Raw genomic sequence first — 23,478 nt, 5'->3', positions numbered from 1 at the left:
AAGCGCGTGGGAAAATGGGCTCATGAGCGAAGTGAACGCAGACCAAGCTGAACTGGCCAAATTTTCTGCCTTGGCCCATCAATGGTGGGACATGGACGGCGAGTTTGCCGCCTTGCATCAGATCAATCCCCTCAGGCTTGACTGGATCGATGGCATCCGCCCACTGGGGGGCGCGCGCGTGCTCGATGTCGGGTGCGGCGGTGGCATTCTGGCGGATGCCATGGCGCGCTGTGGCGCCGAGGTGCTTGGCATCGATCTGGCGGAAAAGTCCCTCAAGGTCGCTCAACTGCATGCGATGGAAGCACAAACTCCAGGAGTGGCCTACCGTCTGGTAGCGGCAGAGGCGCTCGCAGATGAGTCACCAGATGCTTTTGATGTGGTCACCTGCATGGAAATGCTGGAGCATGTGCCCGATCCCTCATCGGTTGTCAGCGCCTGCGCCCGGCTCGTCCGTCCTGGTGGTTGGGTGTTTTTCTCTACCATCAACCGCAACGTTAAATCGTTTTTGCTTGCCATCGTTGGTGCCGAGTACCTTGCCAACATGGTGCCGCGAGGAACACACGAGTACGCACGGCTGGTTCGGCCCCATGAACTGGCGTCGTTCTGCCGGGCAGCCGGCCTGGATCTCGTTCGCAGCAGTGGCCTGACCTTTCATCCGGTCACTCGGCGTTTTCGCCTGACGGCGGATACGGATGTGAATTACATGGTCGCTGCGCGCCGGCCAGAATGAGCGTGAATAGCCCGCCAGTCGATATATGCGCCGTGCTGTTCGACTTGGATGGCACGTTGATCGACAGCGCACCAGATCTCGCCTTGGCTGGCAATGCACTTCGACACGCGCGCAAGCTGCCACCGCTTGACCTGGATATCTACCGTCCGCATGCGGGATCCGGCGCCCGCGGCGTTCTGCATGTGGCGCTCGGTGTCACGCCCGAACAGGCCGACTACGCTGCCCTGCGTGAAGAGTTCTTGGAAGCCTACGACCGGCACCTGCTGCGCCAGACCTTGAGTTTTGATGGCGTGCCTCAGTTGCTGGCGGGCTTGTCCTCGAGGGGCGCGCGCTGGGGCATCGTGACCAACAAGGCCAGTCGATTCACTCTGCCCACCATGGGGGCGTTCAGCATGTTTCAGGACGCATGCACCGTCATCTGCGGCGACACGACGCCTCACACCAAACCCCATCCTGCACCGATCTTCGCTGCCTTGCAGGCGGCACACCTCGATCCTCGACAGACCATCTATGTGGGGGACGACGCGCGCGATATCCAGGCCGGGCGGGCTGCCGGGCTGCGCACCGTTGCCGCTGCGTACGGCTATCTCGGGCCGGACACCGATCCGCGCGATTGGGGGGCGGACGCGGTCATTCATTCGCCCCTTGAGCTCTTGAAATGGCTCGACAAGGACTAAAATAGGTTCCATCCGGGGCTGCATTGGTTTCGACGTGGGTTGGAATCGCCTCAGGGCATGCCGAGGTTCAGTCACCTCGCTAAACCGCTGAAAAAAACTAACTGCAAACGACGAACGTTTCGCACTCGCCGCTTAAACACCGGTGAGCCTCGCAACAGCAGGCCGATGGGCTGGGCAAGGGCGGCGCAAGCCGTCCCGGCTGCGGGGGAATTCACATCGGCTGGCTTGTGCCCGGGTACCTTGGGCGCAGGCGAGATTCAAGGGTACTGGCTGCCTGTACAGCGTGCGACTGCGCGGTTCAGGTGGTGAGACTCAAATCAGACCGCTAAGCATGTAGAACTGGGCGTGGAAGATTTGCGGACGGGGGTTCAAGTCCCCCCAGCTCCACCATTACATCATCTAAGGTCGTGCGCTTACATCCGGTGCACGGCCTTTTTCTTTGACAACGGGTTAGCGTCCATCTTCGTGCGTGTGAGTCCGCTTGCTGCCAACGCAAAACTGGGGAAAAAACCGGGGACCAAGTCGAGGTACAGTCCGCAAACCGGGGTGTTGTTCCCCGGTTTCCCTCTGTGTTCCCCGGCAGCAGCCCATGGCTAAATCCTCTCAGATGGATTGGCCTCCTCAAAAGCCGGGGGCGGTTCAGTCCAGCGTTCATAGAATGCCGCATGCCCGGCGCCAAAGTCCCTCCCGCTGATTCCGCTTCGCTGCACGTGCCGCTGCCCGAGCGGCTGCGCCCACGTACGTTGGGCGAAGTGGTGGGCCAGCAGCATTTGCTGGGCGAAGGCATGCCGCTGCGCATCGCGTTCGAGTCGGGCCAGCCGCACAGCCTGATCCTGTGGGGGCCACCGGGCACCGGCAAGACCACGATCGCGCGCTTGATGGCGGATTCGTTTGATGCGCAGTTCATCCCGGTCAGCGCGGTGCTGGGCGGTGTCAAGGACATCCGCGAGGCGGTCGAACTGGCGCAGAAGGCGCGCGACAGCTTGACACCGCAAGGCACGATCGTGTTTGTGGACGAGGTCCACCGCTTCAACAAGAGCCAACAGGATGCGTTCTTGCCGCATGTCGAAAGCGGATTGTTCACCTTCATCGGCGCGACCACCGAAAACCCTTCGTTTGAAGTCAACTCGGCCCTGCTGTCGCGCGCTGCGGTGTACGTGCTGCAACCGCTTGGGGAAGATGACTTAAAGAAGATTCTGGATCGGGCCAGCGCCGAACCTGCGCAGCCAGCTATCGAAAGCGAAGCGCAGCAGCAGCTCATCGCCTATGCCGATGGTGATGCGCGGCGGCTTTTGAACACGCTGGAGACCCTCACCGTGGCCGCCCGTGCCGAGCGGCTGGACACCATCAACGCCGCGTGGCTGCAGCGCGTGCTGGGCGAGCGCCTGCGCCGCTACGACAAAGGCGGCGAGCAGTTCTACGACACCATCAGCGCGCTGCACAAGGCGGTACGCGGTAGCGACCCTGACGCCGCGCTGTACTGGCTGGTGCGCATGCTCGATGGCGGGGCCGCCCCGCGCTACTTGGCGCGCCGGATGGTGCGCATGGCCAGCGAGGATATTGGCCTGGCCGACCCGCGCGCGCTGCGCCTGGCGCTGGATGCGGCCGAGGTCTACGAACGCCTGGGCTCGCCCGAGGGGGAATTGGCACTGGCCGAATGTATTGTGTATCTTTCTGTTGCACCGAAGAGCAACGCGGTCTACAACGCGTACAAGGCGGCCAAGGCGTTTGTCAAACAAGACACGACGCGCCCCGTTCCGATGCATCTACGCAACGCACCCACCAAATTGATGCGCGATCTGGACTACGGCAAGGGGTATCGCTACGCACACGACGAGCAGGACGCTTTTGCCGCAGGTGAGAACTACCTGCCCGAGGGCATACTGCCCCAACAGTTTTACCAGCCCGTGCCACGAGGGTTGGAGATTCGGATCGGTGAAAAATTGACCGAATTGCGGCGGCGCAACCGTGAGGCGGGCCGCTCTGAGTAGGGTACGCCGCACCGTGTCGGCGCAGTCGCCTACGCGACATCGTCAAGATGAAAAGAGGGAAAACCCCGGGGAACATGCGCCGCGACGACAGCGTTCCAGTAGCTAGAATTTTGGTACGTCGAAACCCGCCGCAGGTCACCTGGCGGGTTTTTTGCTAGGTGGATGCCACTGAGCGACCCACAAGGCGCTCGGCGGTTTCGCCAACCAACCCCGTCGTCCCATTGATCATGGGCGCAGCGGAAGAGAGAGGAAGTGTTCCATGGAAGTATTGCTACAGCAGATCATCAATGGTCTGGTGCTTGGCAGCATGTACGCCTTGATTGCCCTCGGGTACACCATGGTGTACGGCATCATTCAACTCATCAATTTCGCGCACGGAGAGGTGCTGATGATTGGCGCCGTCACCGCGTGGTCCGTGATCGGCATCATGCAGTCGGCGATGCCCGGCGCGCCCGGCTGGGTGATCCTGATTCTGGCCATGCTGATCGCCTGCATCGTGGCCGCCACGTTGAACTTCGTGATTGAGAAGCTGGCCTATAAGCCGCTGCGCAACAGCCCCAGGCTGGCGCCCCTGATCACTGCCATCGGCATGTCGATCCTGCTGCAGACGCTGGCCATGATCATCTGGAAGCCGAACTACAAGCCCTTCCCGACGCTGCTGCCAAGCGCTCCTTTCAATATCGGCGGCGCCTACATCACGCCGACCCAGATCATGATCCTGGGCGTGACCGCGGTGTCGCTCGCCACGCTGATGTACCTGGTGAACTACACCCGCATCGGCCGCGCCATGCGGGCCACCGCTGAAAACCCCCGCGTTGCGGGTCTCATGGGTGTCAAGCCCGACATGGTGATTTCGGCCACCTTCATCATCGGCGCCATTCTGGCGGCCATTGCCGGCGTGATGTACGCGTCGAATTACGGCACGGTGCAGCACACCATGGGCTTCCTGCCAGGTCTGAAGGCCTTCACGGCCGCGGTATTTGGGGGTATCGGCAATCTCGGGGGGGCCGTGCTGGGGGGGTTGCTCCTTGGCCTTATCGAGGCGATCGGCTCCGGCTACATCGGTACGTTGACGGGTGGCCTGCTGGGCAGCCACTACACCGACATCTTTGCCTTCATCGTGCTGATCATCGTGTTGACCCTGCGGCCGTCTGGCCTGCTGGGTGAGCGTGTGGCCGACCGTGCCTGACCGGGGAGGACGACCATGACGCAGAAAAACAAACTGATCGCCTTTCTGGTGTGCGGCATCGCCCTGTTGGTGGCGCCGCTGATCCTGCAAAGCTTCGGCAACGCCTGGGTGCGCATCGCCGACATCGCGCTGCTCTACGTGATGCTGGCGCTGGGTCTGAACATCGTGGTCGGCTACGCCGGCCTGCTGGACCTCGGTTACGTGGCCTTCTTCGCGGTGGGCGCCTACCTTTACGGCCTGCTCGCCTCGCCGCACCTGACCGACACCTTTCCGGCCATCGCTGCCGCGTTTCCGAATGGGTTTCACACGTCACTCTGGATGGTGATCCCGTTGGCGCTGGGCTTGGCGGCCATGACTGGGGTGCTCTTGGGCATTCCAGTGCTCAAGCTGCGTGGTGATTACCTGGCCATCGTGACGCTTGGCTTTGGCGAGATCATCCGGATCTTCCTGAACAACCTGGATCACCCGTACAACATCACTAACGGGCCCAAGGGGCTGAACCAAATCGATTCGGTCAAGATCTTCGGGCTTGACTTGGGCAAACCCCTCACCATCGGCGGCTATGAAATCGCCTCGGTATCGCTGTACTACTACCTGTTCCTGGCGCTGGTCATCGTCACCGTGATCATCTGCAGCCGCCTGCAGGATTCGCGAATCGGCCGTGCCTGGATGGCGATCCGCGAGGACGAAATCGCCGCCAAGGCGATGGGCCTGAACACCCGCAACCTGAAACTGCTGGCGTTCGGCATGGGCGCTTCATTTGGCGGCGTGTCCGGCGCCATGTTTGCGGCCTTCCAGGGCTTTGTGTCGCCCGAGTCGTTCAGCCTGATGGAGTCAGTCATGATCGTCGCCATGGTGGTGCTGGGGGGCATCGGGCATCTCCCGGGCGTCATCCTCGGCGCCGTCTTGCTGGCTTCGCTGCCTGAGGTGCTGCGCTACGTGGCGGGGCCGCTGCAGGCAATGACGGATGGTCGTCTGGACTCGGCCATCCTGCGCCAGCTGCTGATCGCACTGGCCATGATTTCGGTAATGTTGATCCGCCCACGCGGTCTGTGGCCATCACCCGAGCACGGCAAGGCACGCAAGATTCCCGGCCCGGGCAAGGACGTGCCAACGACGGCCCAGCAGAACCCGCCGGGCATCGATTTCCCTGCGGATGCATCGCCTGGCAATACCGAAATTCGCCAGTACCCGATCAATTCCTGAGCGAACGGAACACCACACATGAGCAACGACACCGTACTCAAGGTGCAGGGCGTTTCGAAGCGCTTCGGCGGCCTGCAAGCACTCACAGACGTGGGCATCACCATCCAGCGCGGCCAAGTCTATGGCCTGATCGGGCCCAACGGCGCTGGCAAGACGACGTTCTTCAACGTGCTGACCGGGCTGTACACGCCTGACAGCGGCACTTTTGAACTTGATGGCAAGCCTTACAAACCGCAGGCGGTTCACCAGGTGGCCAAGGCGGGCATTGCCCGGACGTTCCAGAACATCCGCCTGTTTGCGGACATGACCGCGCTGGAGAACGTCATGGTCGGGCGCCATGTGCGCACGCATTCCGGCCTGTTGGGTGCGATCTTTCGCACGCCCAGTTTCAAGGCCGAGGAAGACGCCATCACCGAGCGCGCACAGCAATTGCTCGACTATGTCGGTATCGGCAAATACGCCCAATTTCGCTCGCGCACGCTGTCGTACGGCGACCAGCGCCGACTGGAGATTGCGCGGGCACTGGCAACCGACCCCCAACTCATCGCCCTGGACGAGCCGGCAGCCGGGATGAACGCGACCGAGAAGGTGCAATTGCGCGAATTGATCGACCGCATTCGCAAGGACAACCGCACTATTTTGCTGATCGAGCACGACGTGAAGCTGGTCATGGGTCTGTGCGACCGGGTCACGGTGCTGGACTACGGCAAGCAGATCGCCGAAGGCACGCCCGCCGACGTGCAGAAGAATCCGAAAGTCATCGAAGCCTATCTGGGCACGGGAGATCATTGACATGGCCCAGGTGTTGTTGAAGGTATCGGGCCTGGAGGTGGCCTACGGGGGTATTCAGGCTGTCAAAGGCGTGGATTTTGAAGTGCGCGAAGGTGAACTGGTGTCGCTGATCGGCTCCAACGGCGCGGGCAAGACCACCACAATGAAGGCGATCACCGGCACGCTGCCGCTGGCGGGTGGTGACATCGAGTATTTGGGCAAGTCGATCAAGGGGCAGGGGCCGTGGGACTTGGTGCGCCAGGGTCTGGCCATGGTGCCGGAAGGCCGCGGCGTGTTCACTCGGATGACCATCACTGAAAACCTGCAGATGGGCGCCTACACCCGGCGCGACAAGGCAGCGATCGGCGAGGACATTGAGAAGGTGTTCACGATCTTTCCCCGCCTGCGGGAGCGCAAGGACCAGCTCGCCGGCACGATGTCCGGTGGCGAACAGCAGATGCTCGCCATGGGCCGTGCGCTGTTGAGCCGGCCCAAGCTGCTGCTGCTGGACGAGCCATCGATGGGGCTGTCCCCCATCATGGTCGACAAGGTCTTCGAGGTCGTGCGCGACGTGTACGCCCAAGGCGTGACGATCCTGTTGGTGGAGCAGAACGCCAGCCGCGCGCTGGCTTTGGCTGACCGCGGCTACGTCATGGAATCGGGCCTGATCACCATGTCGGGCGGCGGGCAAGAACTGCTGGCCAACCCGAAAGTGCGTGCCGCCTATCTGGGCGAGTAAGCGTCGCCGTCCCTGTTAGGCCGCGGGTGTACCATGCGGCCCGCCATGCCACCGCCCATCTCGGGGCGCGTGGCGCATCCTGTTTTTAGTTAGGAGATCACCACCATGGCTTATCTGCCCCCTGTCCGCTTTGCCTTGACTGCCGCTTCGATTGGCGCACTGCTCGCGATGGCCAGCGCCCATGCGCAGGATGCGCAGGTCGTCAAGATCGCGCACGCGGGCCCCACGTCCGGTGGCATTGCCCACATTGGCAAGGACACCGAGAACGGCGTGCGCATGGCCATTGACGAACTGAATGCCCAGGGCCTGACCATTGGCGGCAAGAAGATCAAGTTCGAGCTGGTCGCGGAAGACGACGCGGGCGATCCGAAGCAGGCCACCGCCGTCGCGCAAAAGCTGTGCGACATGAAGGTCGCTGGCGTGGTGGGCCACCTGCAGTCGGGCACGACCATCCCTGCGTCCAGCATCTACCACAACTGCGGCGTGCCTCACATCACCACGGCGGCCACCAACCCCGACGTGACCAAACCCGGCTACAAGACCACGTACCGCCTGATCGCCAACGACAACGCCTTGGGCGCCGCACTGGCCATCTACGCTGCCGATGCGCTCAAGCTGAAGAACGTGGCCGTGATCGACGACCGCACGGCGTACGGCCAGGGCCTGGCCGATGTGTTCAAGGAAACCGCCAAGAAGAAGGGCATGAATGTGGTGGCGTCCGAGTTCACCACCGACAAGGCCACCGACTTCATGGCTATCCTGACGAACATCCGCGGCAAGAAGCCCGATGCCATCTTCTACGGTGGCTTGGACTCGCAGTCCGGCCCGATGTTGCGTCAGCTGGACCAACTCGGTCTGGGCAACGTCAAGTTCTTCAGCGGCGACGGCAGCTGCACGGAGAAGCTGTCCGAGCTGGCCAGCAAGTCGCCAGCGGTCGGCAATGTGACCTGCGCCACGGGCGGCATCGCGGTCGAGAAGATGGCCGGTGGCCAAGACTGGAAGAAGCGCTACGACGCCAAGTTCCCCGGCCAGTTCCAGATCTACAGCCCTTATTCGTACGACGCCACGATGGTGCTGGTCGATGCCATGAAGCGCGCCAACTCGGTCGACCCGAAAGTCTACGTGCCGCAGCTCGCCAAGACCAACTACAAAGGCGTGACGGCGCAGATCCAGTTCACCAACAAAGGCGAGCTGACCAAGCCCGCCGTGACGTTGAGCGTGTACAAGAACGGTGTGCGCACGCCGCTGAACTGATCGAGGCGGCGGCTCCATTCGGCTGCCACGCCGCACAGCAAAAAGCCCCGCCTTGGCGGGGTTCTTTTGTAAAGGCGACACGGTGGACGCGCCGCGTAAGAGCTGCTCAGTCCACCTTCGCGCCCGAGCGCTTCACCACGTCCTGGTAGCGCGCCCGCTCCTTGTCCATCAATTGGCCGAATTGTTCTGGCGTGGTGGGCACGGGCTCGGCCATCAGTTTGTGAAAGCGCTCCTGCGTTTCCGGGGCCTTGAGGGCCGTGGTGAAGGCCGCGTTCAGTTTGTCGATCACGTCGCGCGGCGTCCCGGCGGGGGCGACCAGACCCCACCAGGTGTCAACCTCAAAGCCCTTGATCGTCTGTGCCATCGCGGGCACGCCTGGCAGCATGGGCGAGGGCTTGGCCGTGGTCACCGCCAGCGCCTTCAGCTTGCCCGACTTGATGTTCGGCGCGGCGGTGGCGAGGTTGTCGATGTTGAAGTCCACCTGCCCCGACAGCAGCGCGAGTTGCGCCGGGTTGCCGCCGTTGTAGGGAATGTGCACCGCAAAGATGCCCGCACCCTGTTTGAACATTTCGCCCGCCAGGTGGCCAGCCGAGCCGTTGCCGCCCGAGCCGTAGTTCAGCTTGCCGGGGTTCTTCTTCGCGTAGGCGATCAGATCGGCCAGGGTGTTGATCTTCAGGCGCGCCGCGGTGTCGGCGTTCATCACCAACACGTTGGGCACCCGCACCATCTGCGTGATGGGCGCGAAATCCTTGGCCGCGTCGTACGGCATCTTGGCGAACAGCCAGGGGTTGATGGCGTGCGTGGCCACGGCGGACAGACCGATCGTGGTGCCGTCCGGCGCGGCCTTGGCGACCAGGTCGCTGCCCAGGTTGCCGCCGGCGCCGGGCTTGTTGTCGACCACCACTGTGCCCAGCGAATCCTTGACCCGCTCGGCCAGTGCGCGCGAGGTGATGTCCAGCGGCCCGCCGGCCGCGTACGGCACGATCAGGCGGATCGGTTTGTTCGACTGGGCGAAGGCGGTGGTGCTGGCGGCGATGGCCAAGCTGGCCAACATCAGGTGACGGCGTTGCATACGTACTCTCTCAATAAAAAACGGTGCCAGCCCTACAGCAATCTGCGCGGCCAGCTATCAAAATTGTATCAATCTCGGGTCGGCGTCAAGGACCTGCCTTGTCCGCCTCGGTGGTGAAGGCGTCGGCGTAGAACTCTTCTTCGGGCAACGAGCCGCGCAGGGTGAAGTCGCGGCGCGCCGAGTCGACCACAATCGGCGCCCCGCAGGCGTACACCTGATGGCCGGACAGATCGGGCAGGTCTTCCAGCACGGCCAGGTGCACGAAGCCGGTGCGGCCCGCCCAGCCGTCCTCCGGCAGCGCGTCGGACACCACCGGCACGTAGTGCAGGTGCGGCATGGCGGCCATCGCCTCGCGCACCCAGGCGTCCATGTACAGGTCTGGCGGGCGGCGGCCGCCCCAGTACAGCACGGTGTCGCGCGTGATGCCCATGAACTGCATATGCTCCAGGATCGCCTTGATCGGCGCAAAGCCGGTGCCGGAGGCCAGCATGACGACGGGCTTGGGCGAATCGTCGCGCAGGTGGAAGCTGCCGTACGGCCCTTCGACGCGCAGGATTTCCTTTTCCTTCATGGCGCTGAAAACGTGCTCGGTGAACTTGCCACCCGGCATGTGCCGGATGTGCAGGTCGACCATGGGCGCGCCGCTTTCCACCAGCGTGTGCGGTGCGTTGGCCATGCTGTAGCTGCGGCGCGTGCCGTCGCGCAGGATGAACTCGATGTACTGGCCGGCGTGGTACTGGATGATGTCGTTGGCCGGCAACTGCATCTTCACGCGCATCACGTCGTGCGACAGGCGCTCCAGCTGCGCCACGCGCGCCGGCATCTTCTTGATGGGAAAGGCGCCGGCGTGCGTCACCTGGCGCGACTCCAGCACGACGTCGCTGGTGGGCGTGCCGCAGCACGTCAGCACGTAACCCTCGGCTTCTTCCTGGGCACTCAGCGCCTTTTCCTGGTGTGGGCCATGCGTGACGCTGCCAGACAGCTTCTTGCACTTGCACGAACCACAAGCGCCGTCCTTGCAGCCGTACGGCAGACCGATGCCCTGCCGGATGCCGGCGGTGAGCATGGTTTCGCCAACCTCGGCCTCGAAACTGCGGCCGCTGGGCTGAACGGTGATGGTGAACGCCATGGCTTGGTTATCCTCGCGGGTCTCTCTGTATGCCAAACCTTCCGATTTTGCCCTCAAACCTTTTTCCCCTGGGGGCGCTGCCCAGTCGCTTCCGTCGGGCGCGCGTGCTGATCGTCGGCTACGGCGATGTCGGCGTGCGTGTCGCGCGGCTGCTCGCCCCGCGGGTTCGCCTGGCGGCGCTGGTGCGCGGGGAGCTTGGTCCATCTGACCCCGGCGCCGCAGGGACGCCGGAGCGGCCGGGAGTGACCGCTGTGCAACGCCTGCGGGGAGACCTGGACGATCCCGTCAGCCTGCGGCGCCTGGCCGGGGTGGCCACCCACGTGGTTCATCTGGCGCCGCCGCCGGCGCAGGGTGGGGACGACGCGCGCACAGCGGCGCTTCTGCGGGCGCTGGCGCGCCGAACGCCGCCGCGGGCGCTGGTCTACGCCTCCACCAGTGGCGTGTACGGCGATTGCGCGGGCGCCCTGGTGTCCGAGACCACTGCGCTGCGCCCTTTGACGCCGCGCGCCGCCCGCCGCGTGGCAGCCGAGCGCCGGGTGCGTGACTTCGGACGCCGCGCCGGAGTGCGCGCGAGCGTGCTGCGCATCCCGGGCATCTACGCACCGGATCGCGCGGGCGGCACGCCGCGCGCGCGCTTGCTGGCCGGCACGCCAGTGCTGGCGGCGGACGACGACGTTTACACCAACCACATCCACGCCGACGACCTGGCGCGCGCCTGCGTGCTGGCGCTGTGGCGGGGCCTGCCGCTGCGCACCGTGAACACGAACGACGACAGCCAGCTGAAGATGGGCGAGTACTTCGACCTGGCGGCTGATCTGTTGGGCCTGGACAGGCCGCCGCGGGTCGCACGCGCGTGGGCGATGGAGCACATGAGCCCAACCCTACTGTCTTTCATGAGCGAATCGCGTCGCCTCGACAACACGCGGCTCAAGCGCGAGCTGGGTCTGCGGCTGCGCCATGCTTCACCTGCCAGCGGTTTGCTAGAAAAAAAATAGCTGACTGCGTAGATAGGTCAAGCGTTACAGGTCGATTTCATTGATGGTATGGTTGTACTGGGTGCTGTTTCCCGGTACCTGACCTTGGCGGCGGCGCGCCGTCTGCTGATCACCCACCCGAATGAACCGCGAAGGAGCACGGGGCGATGACGCCATGGCAGAGGCATCGACGAGACTGGCTGGCCGGATCGGCCGCACTGGTGGCCAGCGGATGGCTTTCGTCCCAACCGGCACTGGCGCAAGCGCCCACTTCCGAGAGCGGCAGCTACCAGCCTCAGCGTGGCCAGTTCGGCAAGGACGTGATCTGGATACCGACGCCCGATGTGCAGGTCAACCGCATGCTGCGCCTGGCCCAGTTGACCCCGCAGGATTTTCTGATTGACCTGGGTTCCGGCGACGGCAAGATTGTGATTGCCGCCGCGCGCGAAGGTGCGCAGGGCCTGGGCATCGAATACAACCCGGACATGGTTCAACTGTCGCGCCGGCTGGCCGCGCAGGCCGGCGTGGGTGAGCGCGCCCGGTTCGAAAAAGCGGACATCTTCGAGTCCGACTTCTCTCGCGCCACGGTCATCACCATGTACCTGCTGCCGCACCTCAACCTGCGGCTGCGTCCCCGCATCATGGCGCTGAAACCGGGCACGCGCGTGGTGTCGCACGAATTCCGCATGGGCCGCTGGCAGCCGGATGAGACGTCGCGCGTCGGGCACGCGGCAGTGCACCTGTGGCTGGTGCCGGCCAATGCCGGCGGTGACTGGGAACTGAGCTTCTCCCAGAGAACCGGACCCGTGACGGTGAAGCTTCATGTGGAGCAGACGTTCCAGGACTTCAGGGGAACGCTGACCTTCGCACAATTCCAGACCGGTGTGCGCGAGCCCAAAGTGGCGGGCTCGCAGATCCGCTTCGGTTTCATCGATGAGGATGGTCATCTGCGCCGCTTCGTCGGCCATTTGAGCGGCGATGAGATGCGGGGGGTGGTGTACGACCTGACGGCGAACGGTGCCCGCACACCCTTCGCCGGGCGCCGCACAGGCCTTGCGCCACCCATTGGCGGCTCCGGCCCCGCGCCGGAAAGCGAGGCAGAGTCGCTGGGCGCCGAATGACTGCCCCGGCCTCTGAAACGCTGCAACCGCAGCCGAGCCTGCGGCTGCACGAAGCCGTGGCCATCATCGTGGGCATCGTCATCGGCGCGGGCATTTTCAAGGCGCCGTCCCTGGTTGCCCAGTTCACGGATTCCGTGGCCTGGATGATTGGCGCATGGGTGCTGGGTGGATTGGTCTCGCTGGTCGGCGCCCTGTGCTATGCCGAGCTCGCGGCCGCTTGGCCGCACGTCGGCGGCGACTACCACTTCCTTCACCGGGCCTACGGCAAGCGCATGGCGTTCCTGTTTGCGTGGGCCCGCTTTTCCGTGATCACCACCGGGTCGATCGCGCTGCTGGCATTCGTCTTTGGCGACTACGTCAACGCGCTGGTGCCGCTCGGTGAGTACGGCGCGGCCTTCTGGGGCACCTTGGCCGTGATGCTGCTGACCTGGCTTAACGCGCGCGGCATCCACACCAGCGCGGGCACGCAGACCTGGCTGACGCTGGCCGAGGTGCTGGGTTTGGTGCTGGTGGTTGTCGCCGGTGCGTGGCTGTGGCTCGACACGGGCCATGCCATGCCTGGCGTGACGGGATCGGTGCCAGCGGAAAGCGGCGCCTCGGGCGGGATGCCCGGCCTGGGCATGCTGGGTCTGGCCATGGTCTTTGTGTTGCTGACCTATGGCGGCTGGAACGAAGCGGCCTACCTCAGTGCGGAACTGCGCGGCTCGCGCCGCGGCATGCTGCACGCATTGACCATCAGCCTCGGCTTGATCACGCTGCTCTACGTGCTGGTGAATCTGGCCTATGTGTACGGGCTGGGCCTGCAGGGCATGGCCCAAAGCGAAGCGGTGGCGGCCGACCTGTTGCGCGTGGCCTTCGGCCGAACCGGCGAGACGCTCATCGCGATCATGGTGGCGGTGGCCGCGTTGACCTCAATCAACGCCACGATGATCGTCGGCGCACGCACGAGTTTTGCGGTTGGTCGCGACTGGCGCGGCTTGCATGCCCTCGGGCGCTGGGAGGGCGAGCGTGGGGTGCCGGTCGTGGCGCTGTACGTCCAGTCCGCATTGGCCCTGCTGTTGGTGGCGTTTGGCGCCAGTCTGCGCGGCGGGTTTCAGGCCATGGTGGACTACACGGCGCCGGTGTTCTGGTTTTTCTTCCTGCTGTGCACTGTTGCCCTGATCGTTCTGCGGATCAAGGAGCCTGACACGGTCCGGCCATTCCGCGTGCCGCTGTATCCCTTGCTGCCCCTGCTGTTTGCCGCGGTCTGCGGCTACATGCTGTGGTCGTCTTTGGTCTACGTGAAGGCGGGCGCCATGGCAGGCGTGGCCGTGCTCGCGGTGGGTTTCGTGCTGGCCTGGGCGCTGGAGCGGCAAGGCGAGGGTGCGGAGGAGGCCAGGACCGAGTGTTAGTTGCTGACGGCCAGCGCGTCTGAAAAGGAAGCGCTTTTGCGCAGCCGAAGTCGCTTGAAGAGTGCGTGCCTCGCGTGACAGCACTGGTGCCCGGGGCCGGAATCGAACCGGCACGGTGTTGCCACCGGCAGATTTTGAGTCTGCTGCGTCTACCGATTTCGCCACCCGGGCAGCGCGATAGCTGAGCCGGAAATTATGGCACAGTGCGAAACATGAACTACCCGACGATTGAGGACGCCATCGGGCGCACGCCGCTGGTGCGGCTGCAGCGCATCGATGCACAGGTCAACACGGCGCGCGGCAATGTGGTGCTGGCCAAGCTGGAGGGCAACAACCCGGCGGGCTCGGTGAAGGACAGACCGGCGATGTCGATGATCCGGCGCGCCGAGGAGCGCGGCGAGATCCAGCCTGGCGACACGCTGATCGAGGCGACCAGCGGCAACACCGGCATCGCCCTGGCGATGGCTGCGGCGATCAAGGGCTACCGCATGATTTTGATCATGCCGGAGGACCTGTCGGTGGAACGGGCGCAGACCATGAAGGCGTTTGGCGCTGAGCTGATTCTGACCCCACGCTCGGGCGGCATGGAGTACGCACGCGACCTCGGCGACAAGATGGTGGCGCAAGGCAAGGGCCGCATGCTCGACCAGTTCGCCAACGCGGACAACCCGCGCATCCACTACGAAACCACCGGCCCCGAGCTGTGGGAGCAGACGCAGGGCCGCATCACCCACTTCGTCAGTGCGATGGGCACCACGGGCACGATCACCGGCGTGTCGCGCTATCTGAAGGAGCGCAATCCCGCGATCAGGGTCGTGGGCGCACAGCCCGCCGAGGGTTCGCGCATCCCCGGCATCCGCAAATGGCCTGAGGAATACCTGCCGAAAATCTACGACCCCAAGGCGATTGACGAGCTGGTGCTGGTCGACCAGCTGGACGCAGAAGACATGGCGCGGCGCCTGGCGCGGGAGGAGGGTATCTTCGGCGGCATCTCGTCCGGTGGGGCGGCCTGGGTTGCGCAGCAGGTGGCGGCGCGCAGCGAGAACGCCACCATCGTCTTTGTGGTGTGCGACCGCGGGGACCGTTATTTGTCCACCGGCGTGTTTCCTGCCTGAGTTTTGAATCAAATCTGCCTCTGGCCCTAGAGGAATCTGCGCGGGCAGCTATCAAAATAAAAGCAAAATGACCGACTTCAACTACTGCCCCCGTTGCGCCACGCCGCTGCAGATGCTGGCCGCCGAAGAAGACGGCGGCCTCAAGGAGCGGCTGCGCTGCCCGGCCTGTGGTTACACGCACTGGAACAACCCGACGCCGGTGCTGGCCGCCATCGTCGAGTACCAGGGCAAGGTGCTGCTGGCGCGCAACGCGGCCTGGCCGGCGAAGATGTTCGCGCTGATCACCGGCTTCATGGAGGCGGGCGAGTCGCCTCAGGAAGGCGTGGCGCGCGAGGTGAAGGAAGAGACCAACCTGGATGTGCGCGAGCTGAAGCTGGTCGGCGCCTACGAGTTTCTGCGCATGAACCAGGTCATCATCGCCTACCACGCGGTGTGTGAAGGCGAAGTGCGCCTGTCGCCCGAGCTGGTCGACTGGCGCCTGTACGAACTGGACGAGCTCAAGTGCTGGCCCGCCGGCACCGGCTACGCGCTGGCCGACTGGCTGCGCACGCGCGGGCACGAGCCGGTGTTCTTTACCGCCGAAGAAAACGCCGAACGGCGCCGCGGGCTGGATTGACCGACAATCGCCCGATGGACATTGCGAAGGAAGTGGATGCGCGCGGCCTGAACTGCCCGCTGCCCATCCTCAAAGCCAAGAAGGCGCTGGCCGAACTGCAAAGCGGCGAGCTGCTGAAGGTGCTGTGCACCGACGCCGGATCGGTGCGCGATTTTCAGGCGTTTTGCAAGCAGACCGGCCATGCGCTGGTCGAGCAGCAGACCGTGGGCGACGAGTACATCCACCTGCTGCGCCGCCGCTGAGCCGGCGAGGCCCAAGTGCGCCAAGCGCTCAGAGCGCCAGCGTCTTCAGGTAGGCGCGGAACGGCTCGCCCATCTGCGGGTGCTGCAGAGCCAGTTCGACAGTAGCCTGCAAAAAACCTTCTTTGCTACCACAATCGTAGCGCTTGCCGCTGTACTGGTATGCGTAGACGCGCTCTTTGGTCATCAGCTGGGCGATGGCGTCCGTCAGCTGGATCTCGCCGCCGGCGCCCGGCGTCTGGTTGCGTATTTCGTCGAAGATGCGCGGGGTGAGGATGTAGCGGCCCGCCACGCCCATGCGCGAGGGCGCATCGGCGCGCTTCGGTTTTTCCACGATGCGCTCGATGCTGATCAGCCGATCGCCCGCCGGGGAGCCCGCGACGATGCCGTAGCGGCTGACCTGGTCCTCGGGCACTTCCTGCACCGCCAGCACCGAACGGCCCAGCGTCTCGTAAGCGTGCGTCATCTGCGCGAGCACCGGCAAGCCATCGGGTGGACCGACCATTAGGTCGTCTGCCAGCAACACGGCGAACGGCTGGTTGCCCACGATATGTGCCGCGCACAGGACGGCGTGCCCCAAGCCCAGCGAGCGCGGCTGGCGCACGTAGGTGCACACCATGTCGGCTGGCTGCACGGCCCGCACGACGTCGAGCAGGGCGCTCTTGCCGGCCGCCTCCAGTTCGCTTTCCAACTCGTATGCGGTGTCGAAGTGGTCTTCGATCGCTCGTTTGCTGCGCCCGGTCACGAACACCATGTGCCGCACACCGGCCGCATAGGCCTCTTCCACCGCGTATTCAATGAGCGGCTTATCGACGATGGGCAGCATTTCCTTGGGGCTGGCCTTCGTCGCCGGCAGGAAGCGCGTGCCCAGGCCGGCTACAGGAAAAACAGCGACATAGACCTGGTGGGGCATCGGCATGTGGAGGGGTAGGTGGTAAAGTTACAAATTCGCAAAACCCGGCTGCAAGGCCGGGACAGGCTCTCTATCCGACACCACGGAGGAACGCGTGCACATTCTTCTGCTGGAGGACCTTGCCCCTGACGCCCGCTACTGGCTCGCGTCGCGGCATTCAGTGGATTATCTGCCAGGGTGGGCGGACGACTCGGGCGCCTTGAACACGCAGCTCGCGCAGGCGGATGCCTTGGTGGTCCCGCCCCGTTTCAAGATCAACAACGCCTTGTTGGAGCAGGCGCCCCGACTGGTGGCGATCGCGCGCATCCACGACGGCACGGAAAACGTGGACTTCGAGGCCTGCCAGAAGCGGCGTGTTCGGGTGATTCAGGCTTCCAGCGCAACGGTGCGGGCGAGCGCCGAATACCTGCTTTCCACGCTGCTGACGCTGTTTCGCTCAGGCGCCCACCAGGGTGACCCACGGGCTTCCGAATGCAACGCGCACGTCCGGCCAGCGCCGGGGCGGGAGATCAACGACAGTGTGGTGGGCTTGCTGGGACTCGCGCCGCCCGCGCATGTGCTGGCCACCATGCTGGTGCCCCTGGGCGTGCGTGTGGTGGGTTACGACCCGGCCGTTCACCGCAATGCGGAGCTGTGGCGCCGCCTTGGCGTGCAATCCATGGGGCTGGCGGAGATGCTCGAGGTGGCTGATGCCGTCTCGATGCAGCTGATCTACGCGACACGCTACCGTGGTTTGGTGGGGGACCGCTTCCTCGCCGCGTGCAAGCCAGGTCAGCTGTGGACGAGCATCAGCCGCTCGTGCCTGTTCGACTTGCCCGCTCTGGCGGCGGCGCTGCGCGCGCGCCGCATTGGCGCGCTGATGCTGGACAGCGACGAAGAGGAACTGCAAGACGCCCACTCGCCGTTGAAGGGCCTGCAGAACGTCTGCATCACCCCTCGCTTGGCCCCCTATACGCACGAATCGCAACTGCGCGGTAGCTGGTACCTGGTCGACCGCATCCACGAGACGCTGATGATGAGCCAGATGCGCAGCGAGACTGGGCCCATGGACAGCGAGCCGATGCCGCTGGCCTGATCCAAGGGCAGGCGCCGCTGACGGCGCGTGCCAATCAGCCCAGGCGCGCGCGCTGCGCCTTCAGTTTGTCCAGGGTGTCGCTGAAATCGGCGACGCGCTTTTTCTCCTGCTCGATCACTGCAGGCGGGGCCTTGGCGACAAAGGCTTCGTTGCCCAGCTTGCCCTGCGCCTTGGTCACTTCGCCTTCCAGGCGCTTGATTTCTTTGTCCAGGCGCTGCTTTTCGGCCGCGACATCGATCTCCATGAACAGCGCCATGCGTGCGTCGCCCACCACGGCCACAGGCGCGGCGCCAGCGGCGGCGGCCCATTCGGCTTCGGTGGCGAACAGTTTGACTTCACTCAGCTTGGCCAGCGCCTGCAGCGTGGGGCCCATGGTGCGCAGAAAGGCTTCGTCACCCGTCACGTACAGCGGCAGGCGCTGCGCGGGCGATACGTTCATTTCGCCGCGCAGCGTGCGGCAGGCGTCGACCAGCGCCTTCAGGTGCGCCATCTCAGCTTCGGCGGCTTCGTCGATGTTGGCGGTCTGCGCTTGCGGGTAGGGCGCGACCATCACCGAGTCGCCCGACTTGCCCGCCACCGGCGCGACGGCTTGCCACAAGGCTTCGGTCACGAACGGGATGATCGGGTGCGCCAGGCGCAAGATGGCTTCCAGCACGCGCACCAGCGTGCGGCGCGTGGCGCGCTGCTGCTCGGCATTGCCGGTCTGGATCTGCACCTTGGCGATCTCCAGGTACCAGTCGCAGAACTCGTTCCAGACGAAGTCGTAAATGGCGTTGGCCGCCAAGTCCAGGCGGTAATCATCAAAGCCCTTGGCCACGGCGGCCTCGGTCTTCTGCAGCAGGCTGACGATCCAGCGGTCGGCGGCGGATCGCTCGGGCGCTGAATCGCCTTCCAGACCCACATCGTGACCTTCGCAATTCATCAGCACGAAGCGGCTGGCGTTCCAGAGCTTGTTGCAGAAGTTGCGGTAGCCCTCGCAGCGCTTGCTGTCGAAGTTGATGGTGCGGCCCAGCGTGGCCATGGCGGCAAAGGTGAAGCGCAGCGCATCGGCGCCGTAGCCCGGAATGCCTTCGGGGAATTCCTTCTGCGTGTTGGTGCGCACCTTGGGTGCGGTCTCGGGGCGGCGCAGGCCGGTGGTGCGCTTGGCCAGCAGCGGCTCCAGCGCGATGCCGTCGATCAAGTCGACCGGGTCCAGCACGTTGCCTTCGCTCTTGCTCATCTTCTTGCCGTGCGCGTCCAGCACCAGGCCGTGGATGTACACGTCGCGGAAGGGCACCTGGCCAGTGAAGTGCGTCGTCATCATGATCATCCGGGCGACCCAGAAGAAAATGATGTCGTGCCCGGTCACCAGTACGGACGAAGGCAGGTACAACGCCAGATCCTCCGTTTGCTGCGGCCAACCCAGCGACGAGAAGGGCACCAGCGCCGACGAATACCAGGTGTCCAGCACGTCCGGGTCGCGCGTCAGGGCGCCGTTGTACCCGGCCGCTGCGGCCTTGGCCCGCGCCGCATCCTCGTCCGTTGCTACAAAAATGGACCCATCCTCGCCGTACCAGGCGGGAATCTGGTGGCCCCACCACAGCTGGCGGCTGATGGTCCAGTCCTGGATGTTGTTCATCCACTGGTTGTAGGTGTTGACCCAGTTTTCCGGCACGAAGCGCACCTGCCCGCTGGCCACCACGTCGATGGCTTTTTGCGCAATGCTCTTGCCGGTCGGGTCCTGCGGGCTGACCTTGGTCATGGCGACAAACCACTGGTCCGTCAGCATCGGCTCGATCACCTGGCCGGTGCGCGCGCAGCGCGGCACCATCAGCTTGTGCTGCTTGGTTTCGACCAGCAGGCCCTGGGCTTGAAGATCGGCCACCACGGCCTTGCGGGCGACAAAGCGGTCCAACCCGCGGTACGCGGCCGGCGCCTCGTCGTTGATGGTGGCGTCCAGGTTCAGCACGCCGATCATCGGCAACTGGTGCCGCTGGCCGACGGCGTAGTCGTTGGCGTCGTGCGCGGGCGTGACCTTCACCACGCCGGTGCCGAATTCGCGGTCCACGTAGTCGTCGGCGATCACCGGGATCTCACGCCCCACCAGCGGCAGCGTCACGGTTTTGCCGATCAGGTGCTGGTAGCGCTCGTCCTCCGGGTGCACCATCACCGCCACGTCGCCCAGCATGGTCTCGGGGCGCGTGGTGGCGACCACCAGCTGCTTACCACTGCCATCGGCCAGCGGGTAGGCAATGTGCCAAAGGAAGCCGTCTTCCTCTTCGCTTTCCACTTCCAGGTCGCTCACGGCCGACTTCAGTTCAGGGTCCCAGTTGACCAGGCGCTTGCCGCGGTAGATCAGGCCCTGCTCATACAGGCGCACAAAGGTGTCGGTCACCACTTTGGACAGGTTGTCGTCCATGGTGAAGTACTCGTGGCCCCAGTCCACGCTGGCGCCCATGCGGCGCATCTGGCGCGTGATGGTGTCGCCCGACTGCTGCTTCCATTCCCAAACGCGCGCCACGAAGTTTTTGCGGCCCAGATCGTGCCGGCTTTGCTTCTGCTCCTGCAGCTGGCGCTCGACCACGATCTGCGTGGCGATGCCCGCGTGGTCGGTGCCCGGCACCCACAGCGTGTTGAAGCCGCGCATCCGGTGGTAGCGCGTCAGGCTGTCCATGATCGTCTGGTTGAACGCATGGCCCATGTGCAGCGTGCCCGTCACATTGGGCGGCGGCAGCTGGATGGCGAAATTCTCGCCACGCGCGGCGGCGTCAGCGTCTGGCACGCCGGTGCCGCGCGCGCCAGCGCGGCCGTAGCCACGGCGTTCCCACTCCGGGCCCCATTGCGCCTCGATGGCGGTGGGTTCGAACGACTTGGACAGGGCGGCGAGGCCAGGTTGCGCGGGCTGATCAGACATGGTGAAGAATGGGCCGAAGCGGCCGTGAAGGGCGACGCCCCTGCGCTGTCTGGCTCAAGTGCCCGCGCAGGCGGCAGAAAACGGGACATTCTACCGACGCACCCTGTGCCGCGTGCGGGCGCGCAAAGGATCGAGTATTCAAGCCAAATAGGGCTGCAGCCCTACATGAATGTGCGCGGGAAGCTATTAAATTAGTAGTTTTTGAATGCCAGCGCTGCCGCGCACCGCTGCGCCCCGCTCCACGCCCCTGACTAAAATGCGCGCCCAGCCTGCGCCCATCGGCGCCAACCGTGCGGTCGCACAGGTCAGGCCTGGTTTCCAACCGATGAACGCTTCCGTGAACCCTCTCCCCATCGCCGACGATGCGGCCGATGCCGAGCGCCGCTTCGGCGGCTTGGCGCGTCTGTATGGCGAGGCCGGCGCGGCCCGCATCCGCGCGGCGCACGTGGCCGTGGTTGGCATCGGCGGCGTCGGGTCCTGGGCAGCGGAGGCGCTGGCGCGCAGCGGCGTGGCGGCGCTCACGCTGGTCGATCTGGACCACATCGCCGAATCCAACGTCAACCGGCAGATCCATGCGCTGACCGACACGCTCGGCCAAGCGAAGGTGGAGGCCATGCGCGAGCGCATCGCCGGCATTCACCCCGGCTGCGTGGTTCATGCGGTGGACGATTTCGTCGAACCCGACAACTGGCCCGGCCTGCTGCCAGCGCCCGTGGACGCCGTGATCGACGCCTGCGACCAGGTGCGCGCCAAGGTCGCCATGGCGGCCTGGGCGCGCGCGCAGGGCCGGTGTTTCATCACCGTGGGCGCGGCTGGTGGCAAGCGGCACGCCGAGCGTGTCGACATCGCCGATCTGGCCGACGTCACGCACGACCCGCTGATCGCGCAAGTGCGCTACCGACTGCGCCGGCACCATCGCGCGCCCAAGGCCGGTCAGCGCATCGGCGTGCCGGCCGTATTCAGCCGTGAGACCGTGGTGATGCCCGAAGCCTGTGAAAGCGATGAGGGGGTCGACGGCTCACTTAATTGCAGCGGCTACGGATCCACCGTTGCCGTCACGGCCAGCTTCGGTTTTTGTGCGGCCGGATGGGTGCTGGATGAAATTTCTCGAGACCCCAAAAAAAGCGCGCTATAATTCGAGGCTTTCCAGCACACGCCAAAGCGTTGCGGGAAATGTGGGACGTTAGCTCAGTTGGTAGAGCAGCGGACTTTTAATCCGTTGGTCGCAGGTTCGAATCCTGCACGTCCTACCACCCACACCGAAGGCCCTGTAGCGATACAGGGCCTTTTCTTTTGGGCTCGTCGTCTGGTTGAACACGCGGTGCTCCTCGGCCTCTCACACCTGGAGCTGATCGAGGCGGTGCGCTCAAGCGTCAGCGTGGGTTGCCCAGCGTTCGCGCCACGCGCCGACCCATTGCGCCAGGGCATCGGGGACTGTGTCGGCGTTGTTGGCGGGCAGACCGAGGTGTTCGGCGGCGGCGCGCAGCCGCGGCAGCGGGTCGGAGGTGTCGAGCGCCAGAGCGCCGTTCTGCTTGCTCAGCTTTTCGCCGTCTTCGGCCAGCACCAGCGGCGTGTGCAGGTAGGTTGGGTGGGGCAGGCCCAATGCGCGCTGCAGCACGAGCTGGCGTGGCGTGTTGTCGATGAGGTCTTCGCCGCGCACGATGTGCGTGACGCCCTGGGCCGCGTCGTCCACCACGACGGCCAACTGGTAGGCCCACAGGCCGTCCGCGCGGCGCAGCACGAAATCGCCGACCGCTTCGGCCACGGCCTGCCGCTGCGGGCCCAGTCGCCGGTCTGACCAGTTGACGGTGCCGCGGTGATTTGCTTCCAAATGGATAGCTGCTTGCGCAGCTCCCACAAGCCTTGGAGGCCAGTTTTGTTCACAACGATCGATGTGCAAGCGCCATGCCCTAGGTGTGAGGCCTCGCAAGCCGCCGCGCTCTGGCCGGCAGGTGCCAGGGTAGGGCAGTTCAACACCGCGCTCCGGCGAACGCCCCAGCGCCGCCTGCGCCAGCGCGATGTCCTTGCGCGAGCAGGCGCAGCCGTAGGCCAGCCCACCGTCGACCAGGCGCCGCAGGGCCGCTTCGTAGTGCGGGCCGCGCAGCGATTGCCAGACCGGCGGCTCGTCGGGCACCAGGCCGCAGGCGGCCAGCTGCTGCAGGATCAGGCGATCCGCACCGGGCACGCAGCGCGGCAGGTCGACATCCTCAATGCGCACCAGCCAGCGTCCGCGCTGGGCGCGCACGTCCAGCCAGCTGGCGAGCGCGGCGACCAGCGAGCCGGCGTGCAGCGGGCCGGTGGGGGAAGGGGCGAAGCGGCCTGTGACCATGAGCCTGCCAGTATGGTTGGCTGAAATGGGGCGGCGGAATGCTGAGCGGACCTG

General features: G+C 65.0%; 21 protein-coding genes, 2 tRNA genes and 1 other RNA gene. 18 read left to right on the top strand and 6 right to left on the bottom strand.

Going from position 1 to position 23,478, the window contains the following annotated elements:
- Window positions 1-22 precede the first annotated feature (22 nt).
- From ubiG to FVQ98_RS14825, 9 genes are all read left to right on the top strand, one after another.
- Window positions 23-730, top strand: coding sequence for a bifunctional 2-polyprenyl-6-hydroxyphenol methylase/3-demethylubiquinol 3-O-methyltransferase UbiG (gene ubiG, locus FVQ98_RS14865; RefSeq protein WP_255507798.1), 708 nt, complete (start codon window positions 23-25; stop codon window positions 728-730).
- Window positions 727-1,407 (top strand): HAD family hydrolase, encoded by a 681-nt coding sequence (locus tag FVQ98_RS14860; protein ID WP_147914235.1) that lies wholly within the window; start codon window positions 727-729, stop codon window positions 1,405-1,407. Before ubiG ends, FVQ98_RS14860 begins: the two co-directional genes overlap by 4 nt.
- A gap of 14 nt (window positions 1,408-1,421) precedes the next feature.
- Window positions 1,422-1,797, top strand: a transfer-messenger RNA (tmRNA) gene (ssrA, locus tag FVQ98_RS14855).
- 275 nt (window positions 1,798-2,072) lie between these two features.
- A complete protein-coding gene (locus FVQ98_RS14850; RefSeq protein ID WP_147914234.1) occupies window positions 2,073-3,398 on the top strand; it encodes a replication-associated recombination protein A in 1,326 nt (441 codons plus the stop codon).
- Window positions 3,399-3,657: 259 nt separating this feature from the next.
- Window positions 3,658-4,587 (top strand): branched-chain amino acid ABC transporter permease, encoded by a 930-nt coding sequence (locus tag FVQ98_RS14845; protein WP_147914233.1) that lies wholly within the window; start codon window positions 3,658-3,660, stop codon window positions 4,585-4,587.
- Between the two features lie 15 nt (window positions 4,588-4,602).
- Entirely contained in the window at window positions 4,603-5,793 is a 1,191-nt protein-coding gene (locus FVQ98_RS14840; RefSeq protein ID WP_147914232.1) for an ABC transporter permease subunit, read from the top strand.
- Between the two features lie 18 nt (window positions 5,794-5,811).
- Window positions 5,812-6,585 (top strand): ABC transporter ATP-binding protein, encoded by a 774-nt coding sequence (locus FVQ98_RS14835; protein WP_147914231.1) that lies wholly within the window; start codon window positions 5,812-5,814, stop codon window positions 6,583-6,585.
- Between the two features lies 1 nt (window position 6,586).
- Window positions 6,587-7,303 (top strand): ABC transporter ATP-binding protein, encoded by a 717-nt coding sequence (locus FVQ98_RS14830; protein ID WP_147914230.1) that lies wholly within the window; start codon window positions 6,587-6,589, stop codon window positions 7,301-7,303.
- Window positions 7,304-7,471: 168 nt separating this feature from the next.
- The gene (locus FVQ98_RS14825; protein WP_255507801.1) at window positions 7,472-8,557 is read left to right on the top strand and encodes a branched-chain amino acid ABC transporter substrate-binding protein; all 1,086 of its coding nucleotides are present in this window, start codon (window positions 7,472-7,474) and stop codon (window positions 8,555-8,557) included.
- Window positions 8,558-8,663: 106 nt separating this feature from the next.
- Here the strand turns inward: FVQ98_RS14825 and FVQ98_RS14820 are convergent, their stop codons facing one another.
- Together FVQ98_RS14820 and FVQ98_RS14815 are read right to left on the bottom strand one after the other, a co-directional pair.
- On the bottom strand, window positions 8,664-9,629 hold the full coding sequence (locus tag FVQ98_RS14820) for a Bug family tripartite tricarboxylate transporter substrate binding protein (RefSeq protein ID WP_147914228.1): 966 nt from the start codon (window positions 9,627-9,629) through the stop codon (window positions 8,664-8,666).
- An 85-nt stretch (window positions 9,630-9,714) separates the two neighbouring features.
- Window positions 9,715-10,758, bottom strand: a complete 1,044-nt coding sequence (locus FVQ98_RS14815) for a CDP-6-deoxy-delta-3,4-glucoseen reductase (RefSeq protein WP_147914227.1) — start codon at window positions 10,756-10,758, stop codon at window positions 9,715-9,717.
- A gap of 47 nt (window positions 10,759-10,805) precedes the next feature.
- On the opposite strand from FVQ98_RS14815, the gene FVQ98_RS14810 reads away from it, so the two are divergent.
- The 3 genes from FVQ98_RS14810 (at window position 10,806) to FVQ98_RS14800 (ending at window position 14,244) form a co-directional block, all read left to right on the top strand.
- Complete coding sequence (locus FVQ98_RS14810) at window positions 10,806-11,753, top strand: NAD-dependent epimerase/dehydratase family protein (RefSeq protein WP_147914226.1); 948 nt, start codon at window positions 10,806-10,808, stop codon at window positions 11,751-11,753.
- 146 nt (window positions 11,754-11,899) lie between these two features.
- Window positions 11,900-12,853: a class I SAM-dependent methyltransferase gene (locus FVQ98_RS14805; protein ID WP_147914225.1), complete on the top strand. Its 954-nt coding sequence runs from the start codon at window positions 11,900-11,902 to the stop codon at window positions 12,851-12,853.
- On the top strand, window positions 12,850-14,244 hold the full coding sequence (locus FVQ98_RS14800) for an APC family permease (RefSeq protein ID WP_147914224.1): 1,395 nt from the start codon (window positions 12,850-12,852) through the stop codon (window positions 14,242-14,244). The genes FVQ98_RS14805 and FVQ98_RS14800 overlap by 4 nt, the downstream gene beginning before the upstream one ends.
- 84 nt (window positions 14,245-14,328) lie before the next feature.
- Here the strand turns inward: FVQ98_RS14800 and FVQ98_RS14795 are convergent.
- Window positions 14,329-14,415 (bottom strand) — tRNA-Leu (locus FVQ98_RS14795).
- A gap of 41 nt (window positions 14,416-14,456) precedes the next feature.
- Here FVQ98_RS14795 and cysM point away from each other — a divergent pair.
- The 3 genes from cysM to FVQ98_RS14780 all read left to right on the top strand — a co-directional run bounded on the left by cysM (window position 14,457) and on the right by FVQ98_RS14780 (window position 16,217).
- The gene (gene cysM / locus FVQ98_RS14790) at window positions 14,457-15,359 is read left to right on the top strand and encodes a cysteine synthase CysM (RefSeq protein WP_147914223.1); all 903 of its coding nucleotides are present in this window, start codon (window positions 14,457-14,459) and stop codon (window positions 15,357-15,359) included.
- Window positions 15,360-15,426: 67 nt separating this feature from the next.
- Window positions 15,427-15,975 (top strand): NUDIX domain-containing protein, encoded by a 549-nt coding sequence (locus tag FVQ98_RS14785; RefSeq protein WP_147914222.1) that lies wholly within the window; start codon window positions 15,427-15,429, stop codon window positions 15,973-15,975.
- 14 nt (window positions 15,976-15,989) lie between these two features.
- On the top strand, window positions 15,990-16,217 hold the full coding sequence (locus FVQ98_RS14780) for a sulfurtransferase TusA family protein (protein ID WP_147914221.1): 228 nt from the start codon (window positions 15,990-15,992) through the stop codon (window positions 16,215-16,217).
- 28 nt (window positions 16,218-16,245) lie between these two features.
- On the opposite strand, the gene galU is transcribed toward FVQ98_RS14780, so the two are convergent.
- Entirely contained in the window at window positions 16,246-17,133 is an 888-nt protein-coding gene (galU, locus tag FVQ98_RS14775; protein WP_370512967.1) for a UTP--glucose-1-phosphate uridylyltransferase GalU, read from the bottom strand.
- 88 nt (window positions 17,134-17,221) lie between these two features.
- Between galU and FVQ98_RS14770 the strand changes: the two genes are divergently transcribed.
- Window positions 17,222-18,202 carry an NAD(P)-dependent oxidoreductase gene (locus tag FVQ98_RS14770; protein ID WP_147914220.1) on the top strand — a complete coding sequence of 327 codons (981 nt, stop codon included), beginning with the start codon at window positions 17,222-17,224 and terminating at the stop codon, window positions 18,200-18,202.
- Between the two features lie 34 nt (window positions 18,203-18,236).
- Here FVQ98_RS14770 and FVQ98_RS14765 read toward each other — a convergent pair whose 3' ends face one another.
- Entirely contained in the window at window positions 18,237-21,095 is a 2,859-nt protein-coding gene (locus FVQ98_RS14765; protein ID WP_147914219.1) for a valine--tRNA ligase, read from the bottom strand.
- Window positions 21,096-21,420: 325 nt separating this feature from the next.
- Between FVQ98_RS14765 and FVQ98_RS14760 the strand changes: the two genes are divergently transcribed.
- On the top strand, window positions 21,421-22,230 hold the full coding sequence (locus tag FVQ98_RS14760; RefSeq protein WP_147914218.1) for a tRNA threonylcarbamoyladenosine dehydratase: 810 nt from the start codon (window positions 21,421-21,423) through the stop codon (window positions 22,228-22,230).
- Window positions 22,231-22,272: 42 nt separating this feature from the next.
- Window positions 22,273-22,348, top strand: a tRNA-Lys gene (locus tag FVQ98_RS14755).
- Between the two features lie 113 nt (window positions 22,349-22,461).
- Here the strand turns inward: FVQ98_RS14755 and gluQRS are convergent.
- Window positions 22,462-23,424, bottom strand: a complete 963-nt coding sequence (gene gluQRS, locus FVQ98_RS14750) for a tRNA glutamyl-Q(34) synthetase GluQRS (protein ID WP_147914217.1) — start codon at window positions 23,422-23,424, stop codon at window positions 22,462-22,464.
- Window positions 23,425-23,478: the final 54 nt, after the last annotated feature.

Source organism: Ottowia flava (assembly GCF_008017535.1).
GTDB lineage: Bacteria > Pseudomonadota > Gammaproteobacteria > Burkholderiales > Burkholderiaceae_C > Ottowia > Ottowia flava.
This window is presented reverse-complemented; position numbering and strand designations above follow the sequence as displayed.

Bases quoted from the DNA above. Each gene is read 5' to 3' on its own strand.
- ubiG (WP_255507798.1), top strand. From the start codon at position 23: ATGAGCGAAGTGAACGCAGACCAAGCTGAACTGGCCAAATTTTCTGCC.
- FVQ98_RS14860 (WP_147914235.1), top strand. From the start codon at position 727: ATGAGCGTGAATAGCCCGCCAGTCGATATATGCGCCGTGCTGTTCGAC.
- FVQ98_RS14850 (WP_147914234.1), top strand. From the start codon at position 2,073: ATGCCCGGCGCCAAAGTCCCTCCCGCTGATTCCGCTTCGCTGCACGTG.
- FVQ98_RS14845 (WP_147914233.1), top strand. From the start codon at position 3,658: ATGGAAGTATTGCTACAGCAGATCATCAATGGTCTGGTGCTTGGCAGC.
- FVQ98_RS14840 (WP_147914232.1), top strand. From the start codon at position 4,603: ATGACGCAGAAAAACAAACTGATCGCCTTTCTGGTGTGCGGCATCGCC.
- FVQ98_RS14835 (WP_147914231.1), top strand. From the start codon at position 5,812: ATGAGCAACGACACCGTACTCAAGGTGCAGGGCGTTTCGAAGCGCTTC.
- FVQ98_RS14830 (WP_147914230.1), top strand. From the start codon at position 6,587: ATGGCCCAGGTGTTGTTGAAGGTATCGGGCCTGGAGGTGGCCTACGGG.
- FVQ98_RS14825 (WP_255507801.1), top strand. From the start codon at position 7,472: ATGGCCAGCGCCCATGCGCAGGATGCGCAGGTCGTCAAGATCGCGCAC.
- FVQ98_RS14820 (WP_147914228.1), bottom strand. From the start codon at position 9,629: ATGCAACGCCGTCACCTGATGTTGGCCAGCTTGGCCATCGCCGCCAGC.
- FVQ98_RS14815 (WP_147914227.1), bottom strand. From the start codon at position 10,758: ATGGCGTTCACCATCACCGTTCAGCCCAGCGGCCGCAGTTTCGAGGCC.
- FVQ98_RS14805 (WP_147914225.1), top strand. From the start codon at position 11,900: ATGACGCCATGGCAGAGGCATCGACGAGACTGGCTGGCCGGATCGGCC.
- FVQ98_RS14800 (WP_147914224.1), top strand. From the start codon at position 12,850: ATGACTGCCCCGGCCTCTGAAACGCTGCAACCGCAGCCGAGCCTGCGG.
- cysM (WP_147914223.1), top strand. From the start codon at position 14,457: ATGAACTACCCGACGATTGAGGACGCCATCGGGCGCACGCCGCTGGTG.
- FVQ98_RS14785 (WP_147914222.1), top strand. From the start codon at position 15,427: ATGACCGACTTCAACTACTGCCCCCGTTGCGCCACGCCGCTGCAGATG.
- FVQ98_RS14780 (WP_147914221.1), top strand. From the start codon at position 15,990: ATGGACATTGCGAAGGAAGTGGATGCGCGCGGCCTGAACTGCCCGCTG.
- galU (WP_370512967.1), bottom strand. From the start codon at position 17,133: ATGCCGATGCCCCACCAGGTCTATGTCGCTGTTTTTCCTGTAGCCGGC.
- FVQ98_RS14765 (WP_147914219.1), bottom strand. From the start codon at position 21,095: ATGTCTGATCAGCCCGCGCAACCTGGCCTCGCCGCCCTGTCCAAGTCG.
- FVQ98_RS14760 (WP_147914218.1), top strand. From the start codon at position 21,421: ATGAACGCTTCCGTGAACCCTCTCCCCATCGCCGACGATGCGGCCGAT.
- gluQRS (WP_147914217.1), bottom strand. From the start codon at position 23,424: ATGGTCACAGGCCGCTTCGCCCCTTCCCCCACCGGCCCGCTGCACGCC.